This window comes from Nitrospinota bacterium (assembly GCA_016208975.1).
Lineage (GTDB): Bacteria > Nitrospinota_A > UBA7883 > UBA7883 > JACRLM01 > JACQXA01.
Map to the genome: position 1 here is coordinate 711,788 of JACQXA010000004.1, position 16,517 is coordinate 728,304.

General features: G+C 53.6%; 18 protein-coding genes and 1 tRNA gene. 8 read left to right on the forward strand and 11 right to left on the reverse strand.

Annotated elements, in window-relative coordinates; translation table 11 throughout:
* Positions 1-40: 40 nt before the first annotated feature.
* The 5 genes from HY751_07010 to HY751_07030 form a co-directional block, all read right to left on the reverse strand.
* Complete coding sequence (locus HY751_07010; protein ID MBI4666139.1) at positions 41-796, reverse strand: type 4a pilus biogenesis protein PilO; 756 nt, start codon at positions 794-796, stop codon at positions 41-43.
* Between the two features lie 48 nt (positions 797-844).
* Positions 845-1,492, reverse strand: a complete 648-nt coding sequence (locus HY751_07015) for a PilN domain-containing protein (protein ID MBI4666140.1) — start codon at positions 1,490-1,492, stop codon at positions 845-847.
* A complete protein-coding gene (gene pilM, locus HY751_07020; protein MBI4666141.1) occupies positions 1,489-2,586 on the reverse strand; it encodes a type IV pilus assembly protein PilM in 1,098 nt (365 codons plus the stop codon). The genes HY751_07015 and pilM overlap by 4 nt, the downstream gene beginning before the upstream one ends.
* 28 nt (positions 2,587-2,614) lie before the next feature.
* Positions 2,615-2,815, reverse strand: coding sequence for a helix-turn-helix transcriptional regulator (locus tag HY751_07025; GenBank protein MBI4666142.1), 201 nt, complete (start codon positions 2,813-2,815; stop codon positions 2,615-2,617).
* A gap of 282 nt (positions 2,816-3,097) precedes the next feature.
* Positions 3,098-3,586, reverse strand: coding sequence for a metallophosphoesterase (locus HY751_07030; protein ID MBI4666143.1), 489 nt, complete (start codon positions 3,584-3,586; stop codon positions 3,098-3,100).
* A gap of 267 nt (positions 3,587-3,853) precedes the next feature.
* Between HY751_07030 and HY751_07035 the strand changes: the two genes are divergently transcribed.
* From HY751_07035 to HY751_07045, 3 genes are all read left to right on the forward strand, one after another.
* Positions 3,854-3,930, forward strand: a tRNA-Pro gene (locus HY751_07035).
* 144 nt (positions 3,931-4,074) lie between these two features.
* Positions 4,075-5,052, forward strand: a complete 978-nt coding sequence (locus HY751_07040; GenBank protein ID MBI4666144.1) for a hypothetical protein — start codon at positions 4,075-4,077, stop codon at positions 5,050-5,052.
* Positions 5,053-5,184: 132 nt separating this feature from the next.
* Positions 5,185-5,385 (forward strand): hypothetical protein, encoded by a 201-nt coding sequence (locus HY751_07045; protein MBI4666145.1) that lies wholly within the window; start codon positions 5,185-5,187, stop codon positions 5,383-5,385.
* 20 nt (positions 5,386-5,405) lie between these two features.
* Here HY751_07045 and radA read toward each other — a convergent pair whose 3' ends face one another.
* Both radA and HY751_07055 read right to left on the reverse strand, forming a co-directional pair.
* Positions 5,406-6,776, reverse strand: a complete 1,371-nt coding sequence (gene radA, locus HY751_07050; GenBank protein MBI4666146.1) for a DNA repair protein RadA — start codon at positions 6,774-6,776, stop codon at positions 5,406-5,408.
* Between the two features lie 6 nt (positions 6,777-6,782).
* Positions 6,783-7,634, reverse strand: coding sequence for a DUF4124 domain-containing protein (locus tag HY751_07055; protein ID MBI4666147.1), 852 nt, complete (start codon positions 7,632-7,634; stop codon positions 6,783-6,785).
* A 415-nt stretch (positions 7,635-8,049) separates the two neighbouring features.
* On the opposite strand from HY751_07055, the gene HY751_07060 reads away from it, so the two are divergent.
* Positions 8,050-8,436 carry a CBS domain-containing protein gene (locus HY751_07060; GenBank protein MBI4666148.1) on the forward strand — a complete coding sequence of 129 codons (387 nt, stop codon included), beginning with the start codon at positions 8,050-8,052 and terminating at the stop codon, positions 8,434-8,436.
* Between the two features lie 12 nt (positions 8,437-8,448).
* Here HY751_07060 and HY751_07065 read toward each other — a convergent pair whose 3' ends face one another.
* Together HY751_07065 and HY751_07070 are read right to left on the reverse strand one after the other, a co-directional pair.
* Positions 8,449-9,261, reverse strand: a complete 813-nt coding sequence (locus HY751_07065; protein MBI4666149.1) for an indole-3-glycerol-phosphate synthase — start codon at positions 9,259-9,261, stop codon at positions 8,449-8,451.
* Positions 9,258-10,979, reverse strand: coding sequence for an NAD-dependent malic enzyme (locus tag HY751_07070; protein MBI4666150.1), 1,722 nt, complete (start codon positions 10,977-10,979; stop codon positions 9,258-9,260). Before HY751_07070 ends, HY751_07065 begins: the two co-directional genes overlap by 4 nt.
* Positions 10,980-11,869: 890 nt before the next feature.
* On the opposite strand from HY751_07070, the gene rimO reads away from it, so the two are divergent.
* Genes rimO through HY751_07090 form a run of 4 tightly spaced genes read left to right on the forward strand, consistent with a single transcriptional unit; the run spans position 11,870 to position 14,166 of the window.
* Positions 11,870-13,177 (forward strand): 30S ribosomal protein S12 methylthiotransferase RimO, encoded by a 1,308-nt coding sequence (gene rimO / locus HY751_07075; GenBank protein MBI4666151.1) that lies wholly within the window; start codon positions 11,870-11,872, stop codon positions 13,175-13,177.
* Complete coding sequence (locus tag HY751_07080) at positions 13,170-13,361, forward strand: hypothetical protein (protein ID MBI4666152.1); 192 nt, start codon at positions 13,170-13,172, stop codon at positions 13,359-13,361. Before rimO ends, HY751_07080 begins: the two co-directional genes overlap by 8 nt.
* Complete coding sequence (locus tag HY751_07085) at positions 13,358-13,684, forward strand: divalent-cation tolerance protein CutA (GenBank protein ID MBI4666153.1); 327 nt, start codon at positions 13,358-13,360, stop codon at positions 13,682-13,684. Before HY751_07080 ends, HY751_07085 begins: the two co-directional genes overlap by 4 nt.
* On the forward strand, positions 13,681-14,166 hold the full coding sequence (locus HY751_07090) for a 6-carboxytetrahydropterin synthase (GenBank protein MBI4666154.1): 486 nt from the start codon (positions 13,681-13,683) through the stop codon (positions 14,164-14,166). The genes HY751_07085 and HY751_07090 overlap by 4 nt, the downstream gene beginning before the upstream one ends.
* 35 nt (positions 14,167-14,201) lie before the next feature.
* Here the strand turns inward: HY751_07090 and HY751_07095 are convergent, their stop codons facing one another.
* Complete coding sequence (locus HY751_07095) at positions 14,202-15,311, reverse strand: hypothetical protein (GenBank protein ID MBI4666155.1); 1,110 nt, start codon at positions 15,309-15,311, stop codon at positions 14,202-14,204.
* Complete coding sequence (locus HY751_07100; GenBank protein ID MBI4666156.1) at positions 15,295-16,365, reverse strand: DNA cytosine methyltransferase; 1,071 nt, start codon at positions 16,363-16,365, stop codon at positions 15,295-15,297. Before HY751_07100 ends, HY751_07095 begins: the two co-directional genes overlap by 17 nt.
* Between the last annotated feature and the right edge of the window lie 152 nt (positions 16,366-16,517).

Sequence of the window (16,517 nt, forward strand, 5' to 3'; positions counted from 1 at the left end):
GCGTTTGAAATAAACTGGCTTTGCGCCTGGGTTATAACCATCATTTCTTGCCCCCCTCAGCGCTTGCCGGAGCGGCCGGTGGCGCTGGCGGAGCGCCAGGCGCGGGAACCGCGCCGGGAGCTGTTCCTGGAGCCGCCTTGCCCTTATCCCCATCCTTGGCGCCGACGGCGCCCTCGAGGAACCGGTAAGTGGTGGCCATACACGAAAGCTGGATCTTGGTGCCCTGTTGCTGGGCCTGTTGTTTGGCCGCCGGGGCCGCCTGCTTGGCGCCCGTGGCCACCGTCTGCATCTTCATGTCCCCGATGGTGACTATCCTGGGCAGATGCGCTATCTCGTCGAAGAACATGAGGATGTTATGGAACTTGCCGGTAACCTCTATGCTCACCGGCACCTCGGCGTAAAACTCCCTCATCTGCTCAGGCTGGGGTTTGAAAGTAAGGAACTCCAGCTGGCTCTGGGTGCCGAGGTTTGAAACCTGCTCCAGAAGCTCGGGGATTTCTTTTTCAGAGGGAAGCTGTTTTGCGGCCTCCGCCCGGTCGGCCTCCAGCTTGGTGATCTTTTCTTTGAGTTTGTTGAGCTTGCTGGCGTGGGCGCGGTTGTCCTCCACTTCCTTCTGGACCTTCGCCAGGTCCTGCTCCAGCTGGACTATGGTTTCGTCCTGACCGCGGATAACGAGGAAATAGAAGATGACCAGCAGAAGGACGGCCACGCCGCCCACCGCCGCGAACCTTTGCCAGTTGGGCAAAGGATATAGCTTCTCGTAGGGGATTTTCTCAAAAACCTTGTCGAGATCCACCGTCTTCCTCCAGGTTACGCCTATATGGCAAGGAACCGCCCGTCCGGGCTATTCCTTCTTCTCCTTCTTGGCCCCGTTCTTGGCCGAGGGCTTAGAGGCCGCCTTGGCCGCTTCCTCAGCCTCCTTCCGCTTTCTCTCCTCCTCCTGAATCTTCAACCCGATGGCGGTCATCGCCTGCACGGTGAATTTCATGAGGGTCTCATTACCGATCTTGGCCTGCGTGATCTCCTTGAGCTCCACGTTGGCGAACTGGTCCGACTCCTCCATGCCCTTCATGAGCCTGGCCACGGCCGTGTTCGCGAACGAATAACCCTGGACGGTCACCTGGCCCCGCAGGTCGTTGAGATTTGTCAGCCATATCTCCGGAGGGAGTATGACGTTGAGGTTGTCCAGGTAAGGCGTGGGGCCGCGCTTGAACTCCACCAGCATGTTGATGGCCCCCAGGATGGACGATAACTGCTTCTCCTGGACCTCCATCTTCCTGACTTCTTCTCTTATCTTCTTCTGGGTCTCCAGCTCCTTCTTGGAGCTTTCGATCTTCTCGGAGGTGTCGGTTATCTGGCTGGCCTTGGCCTGCCACCAGAACCCGCACAGCACGAAAGCGCCCGCGATGATCATCAGCCCCATCACAAGCTGTTGCTGTATTAACAGACGGTCTTTAGCGTGGCGGTCCGCGAGAAGGTTGATCCTGATCATTTGTCGCCCAGCCTTCTGATGGCAAGCCCAACGGCCACAACGGCCATCGGCGCGATTTTCTCGATGTATTCCGGATCGAAGACCTTGGTGTTCACCTTTATGTTCCGGAAGGGGTTTATCAGCTCGCAGGAAAGCCCCAGCTCCTGGCCCATAATGGTCTCCACCCCTTCGATCATGGCGGTGCCGCCGCAAACGCGCACCCGCCTTACACGGCTCTCCGAGGTGCGGTGGTACATGTCGAAAGTTTTCTTCAGCTCGTCGCAGATCGCGGCCAAACCGGCCTTTAAGTGGGGTATCACCTGCTCACGGCGGAGGCCCCCCTCAAACACGCCCAGCTTGTACTTTTCCGCTTCCTTAAAGGGCACGTTCATGTTCTTCTGGATCGTCTCGGATATCTTGTTGCCCCCCATGGGAATGTCCCTGGTGTAGGCGGTTATGCCGTTCTCTATTATGTTCACGTTGGTGATTGAGGCGCCTATGTTCACCAGCGCCACGGTGTCGTCGGCGTCCAGCCCATACGCCGCCTCGTAACCGTTCTCCAGGGCGAACACGTCCAGGTCCGCCACCGACGGCTTGAGCCCAGCGTTCTTTAAAATTTCCGCCTGCTCGCCCAGCACATCCTTTTTCACGGCCACAAGAAGCACGTCCATCTGCCGGTCTTCATTCTCCGGCAGTTTCTGCCCCTTCTTGGGGATGGGACCCTCGTGCTTGACTATCTGGAAATCTACATTGACCTCGTCTATGTCGAAAGGAATGTATTGCTCGGCCTCCTGCTGGATGGATTCGGCCAGGTCGTCTTCGCTCATAAGTGGCACGGTGATCTTCTTTATGATCACCGACTGGCCGGAAACGGAGAAAGCGCAGTTCTTGATGGAAGAAGGCACCTTCTCGGCGGCCATGAGGTTTTTCAGGGTGTCGGATACGGCTCCGGGGTTCTCCACCTCCCGCTCCACGATCGCATCGGGAGGCAAGGGGATCATGCCGAAATTAGCGAGTTCGTAACCGCGCTTGGTCTTTTTGACTAGCGCAAGCTTTATGGAGTAGGAACCTATGTCCACCCCAAGACAGGGCCTGTTGGTCAATGCGAATAACACGGCCTACCTCTTCTTTTTATGGAATCAGTCAGTCGTCGCCAAAAACCCCGACGCGGTCGTCCAGATCCAGCCCCAGGGCGATTAGAATCTTCCGCTTGGTGTCCAACCTGCAAAAGTACCCTTTCTCCACCCGATCGATGGTCTGAACCGAAAGCCCGGTTTTCCGCGCCAGCTCAGCTTTACTCATCATCTTGGACTCACGGATCTCCCTAACCCTGTTCGGCTTCAGCTCTTCTCGCCCACCGCCAGCTTGCGACATCCGTGACCCCTCCAGAAATATAGTCTCTAATTACTATAAAAAACCATTTCCGGAGAACTTATCACGAAAGAAACTTAATTGTCAATAATTATTTAAAATTTGGGGTTAATTAATTGTATATTACATTATATTAATATTCTATTTTAAATTATATGAAATAAAATCAACTAATTTAAACCCATAAATAGATAATTACCAATTAATACACATGCCATTATATGATAATTAGCGTCAATTTTATGACACTACCTCCTATAAGCGCTCTATCCGGGCGGACATACTTGTCAAATCCACCAACGCCACAGTGGAATCCTTTTTTATCCATCCGCAACATTCTCCCGGGTTGACTAGAAGTGATCCGTTTTTCTTTTGAACCACAGCCTCATGGGTATGGCCAAAAACGATGAGGTCCGCATTACCTTCTGAAAGGTCATGCGGAATTCGCGCAGGCTCGTGAAACATGGATACCCGTTTGCCTGAAAGCTCCAGACTATGGGGCCTGTCGTTCAGCGTCCAGCCGTCCGCGCCGAACATTCTGGAGAGCCCGTCTTTCTCACCATCGTTGTTGCCGAATACGGCGTGAAGCGGGGATTTTAGATTTTTGAAGGGGATAAGGGCGAATGGAGCCACAAAATCGCCACAATGGAGGACAGCGCCAACTCCCGCTTCATTGAAAAAGCTCACGGCCTTTTCGATTTGCGGAATCCGGTCATGCGTATCTGAAACCACACCAATAAGCATGCGCTCTCCCTTTGTAACATCCAGGGACGTATGTGTCCAAAAACCACCAACCTTTAACGAATATAACCTTAAATCAGGCGAAATTCAAACCTGTTTCTTCCAAAGGGTTTGAAAATCCGCAAATTTCATTTTTGCGGCGGCGTGATTTTTTTTAGCCCAATAAGCGGCATACGCAATTGCCAGCCGGGGTTTCCCCGGAAAGTTAATATGATTTTGAGTGGGATATTGTCAAACGCGGTGTTCTTCTATAATATGGACAATCTGTCTCGGGGCGTAGCGCAGCCTGGTAGCGTACCTGAATGGGGTTCAGGTGGTCGGAGGTTCAAATCCTCTCGCCCCGACCAGTTCATCCTGGCCGAGCGCAGAAAACCTGTTCATCCCCTCTCAACCAGCCTCTCGCACGGGCCAGCGTGAACAATCTACGCCGGTGGCCGGATCAAACATATATAATCCATTTCATCTTCCATTTTTCCCGATGGGGGTATGTTGTGCGAAGGATACTGGCTCTGGCGGCGCTAACGGTTTTTTCCATAATCGCCATCACGTGCGGTGGCGGCTCATCAACAAGCGGCTCATCCGCGGGAAACGAATTGGCTGAAAGCTGTTCGTCAACCGCAACCTCCCGCGCATATCTCATGGCGTTCCATGTTTGCGACACTTCAACAGCCGTCTGTTCAAACCCGGCAAACCATTCAATAAGGCTAGCCGGTTCCGATGACGGATTGAACTGGACGTTGCTACAGGATTTCGCCCCCCTCGCCGGTTCCGTGCCGGACATTGTTGAATATGACGGGGCCCTTTACATCTACCACACCGGCTTGGAGCATTACGCCAGCGTGAACGCCTGCTTGCAGGTGACTGAAAGCGGCTCGGTGGCCATAAGCGGGGAAAGCGGCGGATTTGTGGATACTTCACTGATTTTGGTGGACGGCGCGTTGACCATGTTCTATCTGCCAGGAATTATCGGGATGGATCCAGCCGGTTGCCAGGACTATCCATGCGTGAAAGAGATACATTCAGCCCGCAGTGTGAACGGTTCGGCATCTTCTTTCGCCCAGATCCCCGGGTCCAGGGCTTCTGCCAATCTGACGGGCGGGGTTTTTTCCGACCCTGATATTGTCAGTAGATCCAATGGCAGTTACCTGCTTTATGTCTCCAGCGGCCAGAGCGTTCTGGGCTATTCATCCACCGATATTGACGGATCGTTCACCGGAGGCGTGACCATCAGCAACGGCGCGGGAGGCGTTCCCTCTGCCATCGAAGCGCCGGACGGCGCAATCTGGCTGTATGTCACCACAACGGTTGGCGGAGTGGAGGTTATCCGGCGCGCTTTACTGGCGGACGACCTTACTCCCGCTTCATGGGTGGATTTTGTAACTGTAATGAATGGCTCCGCCCTTGGCCTCGGCGCCAGCGTGAGCGTGTCCAGCCCTTCAATCATTCCCTGGCCATCAAGCTGGAAATAACGGGGCATTTAATCCCCCGACCAGCCCCAAAATGCGCCATCCGTCCTTTCCAGCCGCTGTTCATCGCCTTTAAGTTGCAACCTCGCGCCCGGCGGTTAATCATGCGCCCATGGCCGGCGATTTGGAGATTGAATGATGATTGAGCGGAATTTGGCCCTCTGGTTCGTGCTGGCGGCCTTGGCGATCCCGTTCCCGGCCCTGGGGCTGGAGGAGGATCCGGAGTTCAAGGAAGCCCGGAAGATTTTCCTTCAGGCCCGGGACCATAAAGAAGGCGCGCTGGAAAAAGCGGACAATCTATGTGCTACAAAACCGGGCATTTCTATTTGTTGCTAACACCACTCAACTGCTTGCCTCTACCTCTCTATCAACACGTCCAGCGCCTGGTCCACGGTCTCCACATGCTCCACGGTTATCCCCGGCGGGATGTTGAATGCCGCGCGGGACTTGGGTATAACCGCCCGGGTAAAGCCGAGTTTGGCGGCCTCCATCACGCGGGACTCAAGCTGGGGCACCATGCGTATCTCGCCGCCCAGCCCCACTTCGCCCACCACCACCGTCCGCGCGTCCACCGCCGCGTCGCGGAAGCTGGAAACTATGGAAACAATAACCCCCAGGTCTATGGCGGGTTCGTCTATGCGCACGCCCCCGGCGGCGTTCACAAACACGTCTTCGCCCATAATGTGGTACCCGGCCCGTTTTTCTATAATTGCGATTAAAATGGCTACCCGGTTCGGGTCCACCCCCACGGTGGTCCTTCTTGGCGACGGGTAATTGGTGGATGTCACCAGCGCCTGTATCTCCACCAGCAATGGTCTTGTGCCGTTCACGCAGGCCACCACAACACTGCCGGACACGGCTCCCGGTTTTTCCGACAGAAATATCTCCGAAGGATTGGCTATCTCCGTCAACCCCTCGCTTTTCATCTCGAATACCCCGATCTCGTTGGTGGAGCCAAACCGGTTCTTCACCCCGCGCAGGATGCGGAACGGGCTTCCCTTCTCCCCCTCGAAATACAGCACCGTGTCCACCATATGCTCCAGCAGACGCGGGCCAGCGATGGCGCCCTCTTTGGTGACGTGGCCGATGAGAAATATGGGGATGCCGGTTTTTTTGCATAACGTAAGCAAGCGCCCAGCCGCCTCCCGCACCTGCCCCACAGTGCCGGGGGCCGACGGCAGTTCGTCGGTATATATGGTCTGGATGGAGTCTATTATCACCATGCACGGACGGACGTGGGAGATGTGACGGCCTATCTCCTCCACGTTTGTTTCGGGCAAGATAAGCAGGTTGCCCGCCATGCAGTCCAGCCGCTCCCCCCGCATCCTTATCTGCGCGGGGGACTCCTCGCCGGACACATAAAGCGTGGGGGCTATACGGGCGAACCGGCCCGCCACCTGTAACAGCAACGTGGATTTACCGATACCAGGGTCGCCGCCTACAAGGGTCATGGATCCAGCCACCACGCCGCCTCCCAGCACCCGGTCCAGCTCGCCGATGCCGGTGGGAACCCTGTCTTCCGTGTCGGAAGTGACTTCGGTGATGGCCACCGGTTCTTCCTTGCCATGTTTTTCCAGCCAGGCTCGCCTGCTACCGGCGGGGGCCGGGGCGGCCTGGCGCTCTTCGGCGAAAGTGTCCCACTGGTTGCAGGAGGGGCATTTGCCCAACCATTTTGGGCTTTGATGCCCGCATGACTGGCAAATATAAAGGGTGGTGGCTTTGGCCATGGAGGGTTATTGGGCCGGTTGGGATTCGGCGGCTTTTTTCGCGGCCTCCTCCATCTTTTTCTTTTCGGCCTGGATCTCCCGCCGGGATCCGCGTTTTCTTTCCACTTTTTCTTCTTCGGCTTTCACCGGTTGGGCTGGAGCGGTTCCAGGAGCTATCGCCTGCCCCGGAGCCCCGGCCTGTTTGCGCGGCCTGGGGACAACCTTGTGGTAAATACCCTCTTCCGGCGTTTCGTCTTCACCAGGGGCTGGAACCCGCTCGTTATACGCCCAAACGATGCGATAGTTATAACCGGCTATTTCTTCCGGATGCAGGTTTATCTCATATTCAACTACGGCGGTTTCACCCGCCTCCAGCCGGTCCGGTTTTTTCTTCCCGCCGTCAAATTCGATGGCCAGGTCCGCCGCCCTTCGGGCTTCCACATGGAAAAGTATAAGGTCCAGCCGCAAACCATCCACGGGATATTTGAAGTTGTTCTTCAGGGTGGCCCGGAGCAGGGCAAGGCCGGTCATGGTGTTTTCTATTTCCAGTTCCCCCACCATCTCCACGCCCTTGTCTTTTTCAGGCGCTTTTTCTTCGGCCTGCCCGTTCTCCCCATTGGCCACCCCCTCGCCGTTTTGAGCGGAGCCATTTGCAGGCGCTTCATTAACCGGGGCTTCCTCCTCCAGCGGAGGGCGCACATATTTCTCTGGAGCTACTACTTCTTTTTTTTCTTTAACCTTGGGTGGGGCGGAGTATTGGCTGTCGCCGTAATGGGCCTGGCCTTTCTCATCCACCCACTTGTAGATACCCTGGGCGAGGGCCGGAGTGGGAAAACTAAGCGCGGCCGCCAACCCGGCGGCGATAACCTTTTGTTTCATGAAGCGAAATTATATCGTATCGGCGCTTTTTAATAAATGGCATTCGGGCTTGCGAACCTCTTAGTGGAAATCGCCTAAGGTAAATGCTCCCACTGAACCACCACGGTAGAAACATTCGGTTTCATTCTTAAAAAATGGGGTGGTGTCTCAGTTTGAATCTCAAATAATAGACAGATCCTTCACTTCGCTTGCGCTTCGCTCAGGATGACAATGTTATCAACGGCTGTTATATTGTCATTCTGGGCGTAAGTGAAGAATCTCCCCTGTACTTTCAAACTGAGACACTACCAAAAACGGCCACACATGTTACTAAAACCGGTTTTAGTGATAGAATGCCCTGATATTCAGAAGGTTGTGGTGGTTAATAGTGGCGCATCCAGCGCCTGCGAGATTTACTTAAATTCCTGGAGGAGCCATGTCCGATTTTAGCACCCTTCTTGCCGTCAAAGACCTTATGAAACCGGAGATAGTGACGGCTTCCCATAACACAAGCGTTGAAGAAGCCGCAAAAACCCTGACGGAGAAGGCCATTTCCAGCATAGTCATCACCGACGATAACGGACACATAGCCGGCATCCTCACCGAAACGGAAATAGTGCGCAACGTGGTAGCGAAAAGTTTAAACCCCGCCGCCACCAAGGTAAGCCAGGCCATGAACCCCGATGTCCAGCGAATCAATGGCGACACTTCCATTTTCGACGCGCGCCACAAAATGGTGGAGCTGAACGTGAAGCATCTGGTGGTGGAGATTGGGGGCAAACCAGTGGGGCTTATTTCCTCTACCGCCCTGCTGGGTTCATAGCCCAGACAAATTTTACCCGGCCTGGCTTATCAGTTCATGCAGGGCCTTGCCGGGGTTTTCCTGTTTCATGAAATGGGATCCTATCAGGAAACCGTCCACCCCGGCTTCCATGGCGCGCCGTATCTGCTCCGGCGAGGAAATGCCGCTCTCGCTCACCACGGCCACGTCGTCCGGCAATAACGGCGCTATCCGCAACGCCGTGCCGGAATCCACCGCCAGCGTTGGCGACATGAAATCGCGGTTATTCACCCCGACCAGCCTGGGTTTCAGATGGGATATGCGTTCCCACTCTTTTTCGGAATGTATCTCCACCAATGGCTCAAGGTTGAGCTCCAGCGCCCGGTGATATAACGACTCGAAAGCCGACACATCCTGGAAATTCGCCACCATAAGCAGAACCGCGTCCGCTCCCAGGGCGGCTGTTTCCGCCAACTGCCACCGGTCCAGGATAAAATCCTTCCGCAATACCGGAAGGCTAACCGCCTCCCGCGCCATGGGCACATAAACAGGAGCGCCGCAGAAAAACCGGGCATCCGTAAGCACCGAAATGGCGCACGCGCCCGCTGTCTCATACGCCTGGGCAATCCGCGCCGGGTCGAAGCCCGTGGGTTTTATCATGGCCGAAGGAGAGCTACGTTTTATCTCGGCTATTATCCTTACCTTACCGCCTGGCGCTGTTAACACGGAGTAAAGCGAACGCGGCTTTTGCCCCTTCCGCTCCGCCGCGAAAAGCAGTTCTTCTTCAGACACCATGGCTTTTCCAAACCGCAATTCCTCCCGTTTGTGGGCAAGGATGGAATTTAAAATGGGATGAACGCCCGTCATTTCTTCCTCTTGTATGGCAGATACACCGGTTTCCATATCCTGCCCTTGATTATTTCCCTGGGGGTTTTACCGGGCGGCGGCGCCGGGGCCACTCCCTGGCTTACCGCCGTATCGAACACCGCCTCGGCCACTTCAACGCTTACCTTGGGCAGGTCCACAACCCTTGGAAACACGCAATGGGTCTGCGCGGCGTCGGGCGGCATAAACTCCGACAGCCTGTGGGATGCGGCGGTGAACATTTCATCTGTTATGGATTTCGCCCCGCAGGCGATGGCGCCAAGCCCCACCCCTGGGAAGATAAACGCGTTGTTCCCCTGCCCCACCCTGTATGTTTGGCCTTCAAATGTTACAGGCGGGAACGGGCTCCCGGTGGCTACTATGGCCCGGCCATGGCTCCACTCGTAAATATTCTTGGGCAAAGCCTCGGTCTGGCTGGTGGGGTTGCTCAATGGGAATATCACCGGCATCGGAGTATTCACGGCCATTGCCTCCACCACCGGTTTTGTGAATGTTCCCGGCTGGCCGGAAAAACCCAGCAGGACGGTGATCCTGGCGTTGGCCACAACCTCTTCCAGCGTTATCTTTTCCGGGTTGGCCACGTTCCACTCCACCACCATGCCGCCATGCTTGGCGAACTCCATTTTGTAGCTTTCAGGGTCGGCCCTGTCTTGCGTTACAAGCCCGCGGCTGTCCACCACGTATATCCTGTTACACGCCTCATGCCTTGAAAGCCCTTTGCCTATCAACTCGTTCCTTATCTGCCGGGCCACGCCCATCCCCCCGGCCCCGGCGCCATACACCAGGAACTTTTGATCCGTAATGTCGGCGTCGGATATCTTCATGGCCCCGGTGATGCCCGCCAGCACCACGGCGCCGGTACCCTGGATGTCGTCGTTGAAGGAAAGCAGGGAACCCCGGTAAGAGTCCAGGTTGGTAAAGGCGTTGCTCTTGGAGAAATCTTCCCACTGCAGAAGCGCCTTGGGGAAATTGGTTTTCACCCCGTCCACGAACTTGCCTATGAACTCATCGTACTCGGCTCCGGTGAGCCGTGGCTTTCTTACCCCAAGGTATAAAGGATCGTTGAGAAGAGCCTTATTGTTGGTGCCCACGTCCAGCGAAATGGGAAGACATACCCATGGGGGAATGCCCGCGCCAAGCGTGTAAAGCGAAAGCTTTCCTATGGGTATGTTCATGCCCCCGGCCCCCTGGTCGCCAATACCCAAAATCCCCTGGTTGTCTGTGACCACGATTATCTCTATCTTCTCCGCCGGGAATGGGATGTTGCGGGCCATCCTGCCCATGTCTTCCACGTTGTCGGGGGTGATATAAAGCCCCCGGGCGTGCCGGAAAATGTGGCTCCCTTTCTGGCAGGCTTCCCCCACGGTAGGGGTGTAGATAATTGGCGCCATCTCTTCCAGATGGGCCGCCACCAGGGCATAAAAAAGGGTTTCGTTCCTGTCTTGTAGGGAACGCAGGTGGATGTATTTTTCAATGTTGGTGGGCTTGGAAAGATAATTTTCGTAAACCCTTATGCTCTGCTCCTCCAGGGTGGCCACGTGGGCCGGAAGAAGGCCCGCCAGCTCGAACTCGCGCCGCTCCTCTTCCGTAAACGCCGTCCCCTTGTTGAGCAGATGGTGGTACAGGATGTCAGACCCTACTTCATCTATCTCCATGTACGGTTCGCCGTTTTTATCGCTGGCTATACGGAAGTGGCTCATTTTTTTAATCTCCCGTTTGAATGAACACCCCTGGATTTATCCATCATCATTGCGCCGGGCGCAAAAACTCTCAAGGGTTTTTTGAGCCACGCCGATAAACAACGTAATAGGGCCGGAAATCCCCCGCGAAGGAATGTGGGGCGGCAAGATTACCAAGGAGGGTAACATCATGGATACTGTGAATATTTTTGGGAGCGACCACAAGGGGGCCATCTTAAGGGCCTATCCGATGAAGAAACGATTGCCACAGCTGGGCGCGGGAATGAATCTTTTTGATAAACCAGCGACAGCCGCCGGAAATTCCCGCCTCCGGGTACAGCCGGGTGGAGGTTTTGTGGCTTTAACAGCCTGATTTAACGTCGCATATCGTTCTTCAGGCCCGCCAGTTCCATTGGGGCGGGCCTGTATTCTTATTTAACGGGGGAACAACTCGCCACTAAATGTATAAATCATGTTATTACAATATGTTATCACCTATTTAGGCTGTCCGCTTATTTTTGGAAGGCAGTTTTAACTTGTTCCAAATGTCTCGTTTCACGCATATCTGGCATTTGACTGGCGCTTGTTTATTAGTTTAAAATATGCATTTTTAAATAGTGGAGGTACGGCGATGAAGAAGAAAATCGGTAAGGCGCCAACCTGTAAACATTGCGGTGGGGCCATGATAGACAGGTTCGATGAGCTAACCTGCGTCATGTGCGGCAGGATTTCTAGCCACTCGTGTGAAAACTGTTTGAAATTAGAGGAGGAAAGGCCGGCATCCGCAAAGCGGGGCGGTAAGAGGGCCAGCGCGGCCTAATTTGTATCTCATTGAATTTTATACGGCGGGGGGTTACACAAAACCTTCCGCCGTATTTTTTTAGCCGCGATAATTCCCCCTTCACATTACAATGAAAAACAAAGTGTTCATGGTTTCCCTGGGTTGCCCGAAAAACCAGGTGGATTCGGAGAAAACCCTTTACGCCCTCCAGCAAGCCGGAATGGAGATAGTGGCGGACGAAACCCAGGCGGACATCATAATCACCAACACCTGCGGTTTTGTGAACGACGCCAAGCAGGAGTCCATAGACACCATTCTGGAGCTTTCCCGGCTGAAAAAAACAAATCCCGATGTGAAACTCGCTGTAATGGGTTGTCTTTCTGAGCGGTACAGGGATGACCTCAAGAAAAGCATCCCGGAGATTGACCATATCTTCGGAACCGCGGAACTTTCGCATATCGTTAGCGATCTGGCGCCAAAGAAAATCGAGGCTCCCCATGACCCGGACGATTCGGCGCGCATCCTTACCACCGCCCCTCACTGGGCTTATCTTAAAATAGCCGAAGGGTGTTCCAACAAATGCGCGTTCTGCATAATCCCGGCAATCCGGGGGCCATATAAAAGCGTTCCCGCAGATATGGCGCTAAAGGAGGCCAAAGCGCTGGCGGCCCGGGGAGTCAAAGAGCTTATCCTGGTGGCGCAGGACACCACGTTGTACGGCGCCGACATCCATATGAAAAACGGTCTGGCGGAGCTTTTGAGGGGGTTGGTTAAAATACCGGGGCTTGAATGGATACGGGTGATGTACATGTACCCTACACTGGTGAATGACGAGCTGTTGTCGGTTATGGCCGGGGAAGAAAAAGTGGCGCCTTATTTCGACATGCCCCTGCAACACGCCGCCGACAGCGTGTTGAAAAACATGTTGCGGCCGGAGACCAACGGCTCCATCCGCGCCCTGCTGGAAAAAATAAAAAGACGGCTTCCCCATGCCGCGCTCCGCACCGCTTTTATCACCGGTTTTCCGGGTGAGACGGAAGCGGATTTCAAGGTTCTCCTAAACCTTGTGAAAGACGAAGAGTTCGACCACATGGGGGCTTTCGTATATTCCCCGGAAGAGGGGACCTCGGCGTATGGAATGCCAGGCTCCGTGCCCCGGAAAAAAGCCGAGGAACGGTACGCGCGGCTGATGGAGACCCAAAAAAGCATTTCCTCAAGAAAACTGGAACGCAAAGTGGGCATGACCGGCAGGGTATTGGTGGACGGAATGGCGGGGGAAGAGATGTTAAATACCGGCAGGCTCATCACCCAGTCCCCGGGAATAGACGGATGCGTTATATTGGATGGGGTGGAGGCGGAGCCCGGCGATTTTATCCAGGTGGCTATAACCGGCCACACCGAATACGACCTGATAGGGTCAGGCGCGGAAAATGTTTAATGTTTTCTTCTTCTACATCGGCCGGGCCTTGCAAATATTAGGAATGATCACGGCGGCCATGGCCCTGCTCACCTATTTCAACCAGCAGGAAAACATGGGCACGATGATGAAAATAGCCGGGGCGGGCCTGGTGGAATTTTATGTGGGTTACGGCATCACAATGCTCACCGGGAGAAAAGGATGAAAGCCGGGGACAATATCGTTGTCCTGATTACAGCCGGGGGTGAGGACGAGGCGGAGCGGATAGCCAAAACCCTGGTGGAGGAGAATCTGGCCGCCTGCGTGAACATAATAAGTGGCCTCCGCTCCATATACCGGTGGGAAGGCAAGACCTGTGACGAGGGGGAGGTTCTGCTGGTGGTAAAATCCAGCGGGGCGCTGTTTGACGCGCTGGAAGAGCGGGCGCGGGCCCTGCATTCATACTCCACGCCGGAGATAGTAGCTTTACCCATCACCCATGGGTCAGCAAAATACATGGACTGGCTGAACGGAAGCCTGAGGAAATGAAACACAGCACTCGAATAAAGATATTCCGGGACGAGCATCATTTCGCCGCCGCTCATTTCCTGGTGGAAATGGGCAAGTGCGAGAGGCTCCACGGCCACAACTACGGCGTTACAGTGGAGATCTGCGCCGACCCGGCCATGAACCACACCGTAACCGATTTCAACCGGATCAATCCATTGATCAAACGGGTTTGCGACACGCTGGACCACAAGATACTCATAGCCGGGGAAGACCCGCGACAGACGCTCACCATCACCGGCGAGGAATTGGAGGCCCGGTTCGGCCCCAAACGGTTCGTGTTCCCCAAGTCCGACTGCGAGGTGTTGCCCGTCAAGGCCACCACGGTGGAGCTTCTTTCGGCCTATCTAAGTGAAAAGTTGTTGGAGGCGCTAAGGCCGCTAGGGCTGGAAGGGCTTCAGTGGCTGGAGGTGGGCGTGAAAGAAGGCGGTTCCCAGATGGCGATACACAGGATGGAGTTTTAAAGCGCCTTATATACTGTTGCCAGATAGTTTTCACATCACCAGCGCAAACTACCGCAAGGAGTTCTCTTGAACAAGGAACGCCAGAGATGGTCTTTTTCTGGTGGGGCGCCAATCTTGACGATCTCGATAAATCCCTTTGCCTGACCTTTTTTTGCGTTTTCAGTTATAGGCCCTGCATAGAAAGTTGAATCCTCAAGCTTGGTTATTGGTTCGGCCTTCCGGCCATCAATATCCCCGTATCCAAATGCAAGAATATTTACTTCATTCGGGCGTTTTGCGATGTAGCGAGACAGTTCAAGGGCTGTGGTGCTCGATATATAATTGGCGAGAACATCTTGGAGCAACCAGAATGTTTTACCGTTCCATGCAATGCCCACCTGAGATTTTACGATAAGTTGGCTTACCATCCGCGCCCATACCTGACGGTAGTTGATGCCTGGTCCATTATGGCTTGAAGGATCAATTATTGCGTCCTCGCAAGCCATCGGGATTTGGGTCCTTTTCTTCTTGTCGCCACCAGAGGTGCTTGAGGTCATAATCTCGACAATGGTTATTGGATCCGTGGGGAAATCTTCAATCCAATGCTCGCCATTTCGAATGGCTATCGTATAACCGTTTGCCTCTGCAAGTGGCAGTGTAGCTCGTTCTCCTTTCCCAATCAGTCCTGCTACCTCGGAAAGCCTCTTCCGGCCTGACCCCGCAATAATATAGTCAAACGAATAATCAAATGACTTTGCTTCATCATCGTCATTTCTCGTCTCAATCTTCATCTTCACTTCTGACCATGCGCGATATGTTCTGCCTGAGTCAAGTTGAGCATACTTTGCGAGTTGTGTCCGCACATGCGTTTGGTAGTCGGTCTGTGTTTGCGCGCGAAGTGATAAAAGCCGACGCGGGCAAACTATCCAAGGCTGTTCTCCATCACGAAGTCTAAGTGAACAAACACCGGATTGCACAATAACCTTACCGGGGAAAAATTTCCGCAAATTACGGCTTTTGCGCAAATCTAATGCTGAAAGGTAACGGTTTCCACCACCATCACACTCAGCATCCATAAAAGGACACCATGCTTTCGCTCGGTTTTCTGCGGCTTCCTCGTTCCAGCAATCAAGCCGGTATCCGTACAATTCAAATATCTTGCTCATCCAAGAACCTCATTATCTGTTGCCCAAGAATGCGAGCCAATGGAGGGGGAACGGAATTTGCCACCTGTCTATGTTGATCGAGATTTCGCACAGAACCCGTTCTGGATCTTATAGGACCTTTAAGAATATAGTCGTCAGGATAACCATGTATCCTCATGTATTCGCGTGGAGTTAGATATCGGTTTTCAGTAGGATGATAGAATATCTCTCCGCATCGAAGAGTGTTTGCGGGTCGCTTGCGATGGAGGCGAAGATATTTCGTTGTGTCCTTAGGGGACAAACCGCACCGAAGTTCTTCACCTAGATGTGTTTGTGCGGAAAGATAAGATCCTTCTGGAACTTGAGCGATTCGTTCTCGATCTCTTGGTGGAGTCACATCAACATGACTATCAAGCCTTTCATAAACAGTTTTCCCCTGTATTTTGGAATCTGGTTTCCCAAGACCTTTGATTGCTTTTCCAGTTCCAACGTACGGTTGATAATGAAAAAGTCCATTGCATTCTTCCGCTGGAGCATGGGTTCTCTCGGGAAAAACAAAACCATTACGTCCCCGCGTTGCAATGACAAAGAGCCGCTCTCGCAGTTGCGGAACCCCGAAATCAGACGCAAGAATGGCACGCCATTTTGGAGTATAATTAATTTTCTCCAGTTCACTTAGAAAATTTTCAAAGACCTCACCTCGGCGATTCGTGTGACCTTTGGATGACAATAGCCCCTTGACTTGCTCAAGTAAAATCACTTTGGGTTGAATGGACTTTGCAAAGCGAATGATCTCAAAAAGTAGAGGACCCCGCTCGTCACTTAAACCAAGTTGCTTCCCAGCCAATGAAAACGACTGACATGGTGGACCACCGAATAGAATATCCAATTCACCTTTCTTAATGTTAAGTTCTTTCAGTAGTGATTGGGGATCGACGTTGCGGATATCCTTTTGAATTATTCGTGAATTGTAATTGTTATTTTCCGCATTGGCCCGCAATGTAGCGCAACAATGTTCATCAATTTCCAGTTCAGCCAATACTTCAAAACCTGCATCTCTGATGCCAATATCCATACCGCCAGCCCCAGAAAAGAGACTTATTGATTTCCTGATGCTAGAATTCATCGTGATAGGTGATAACGGTAGTAGTATTAGGGCGCGTTTTTTAAGCATTTTACACAAGAATTGTTATTATACCACCATCCAATTCAGACAATACGCGATAA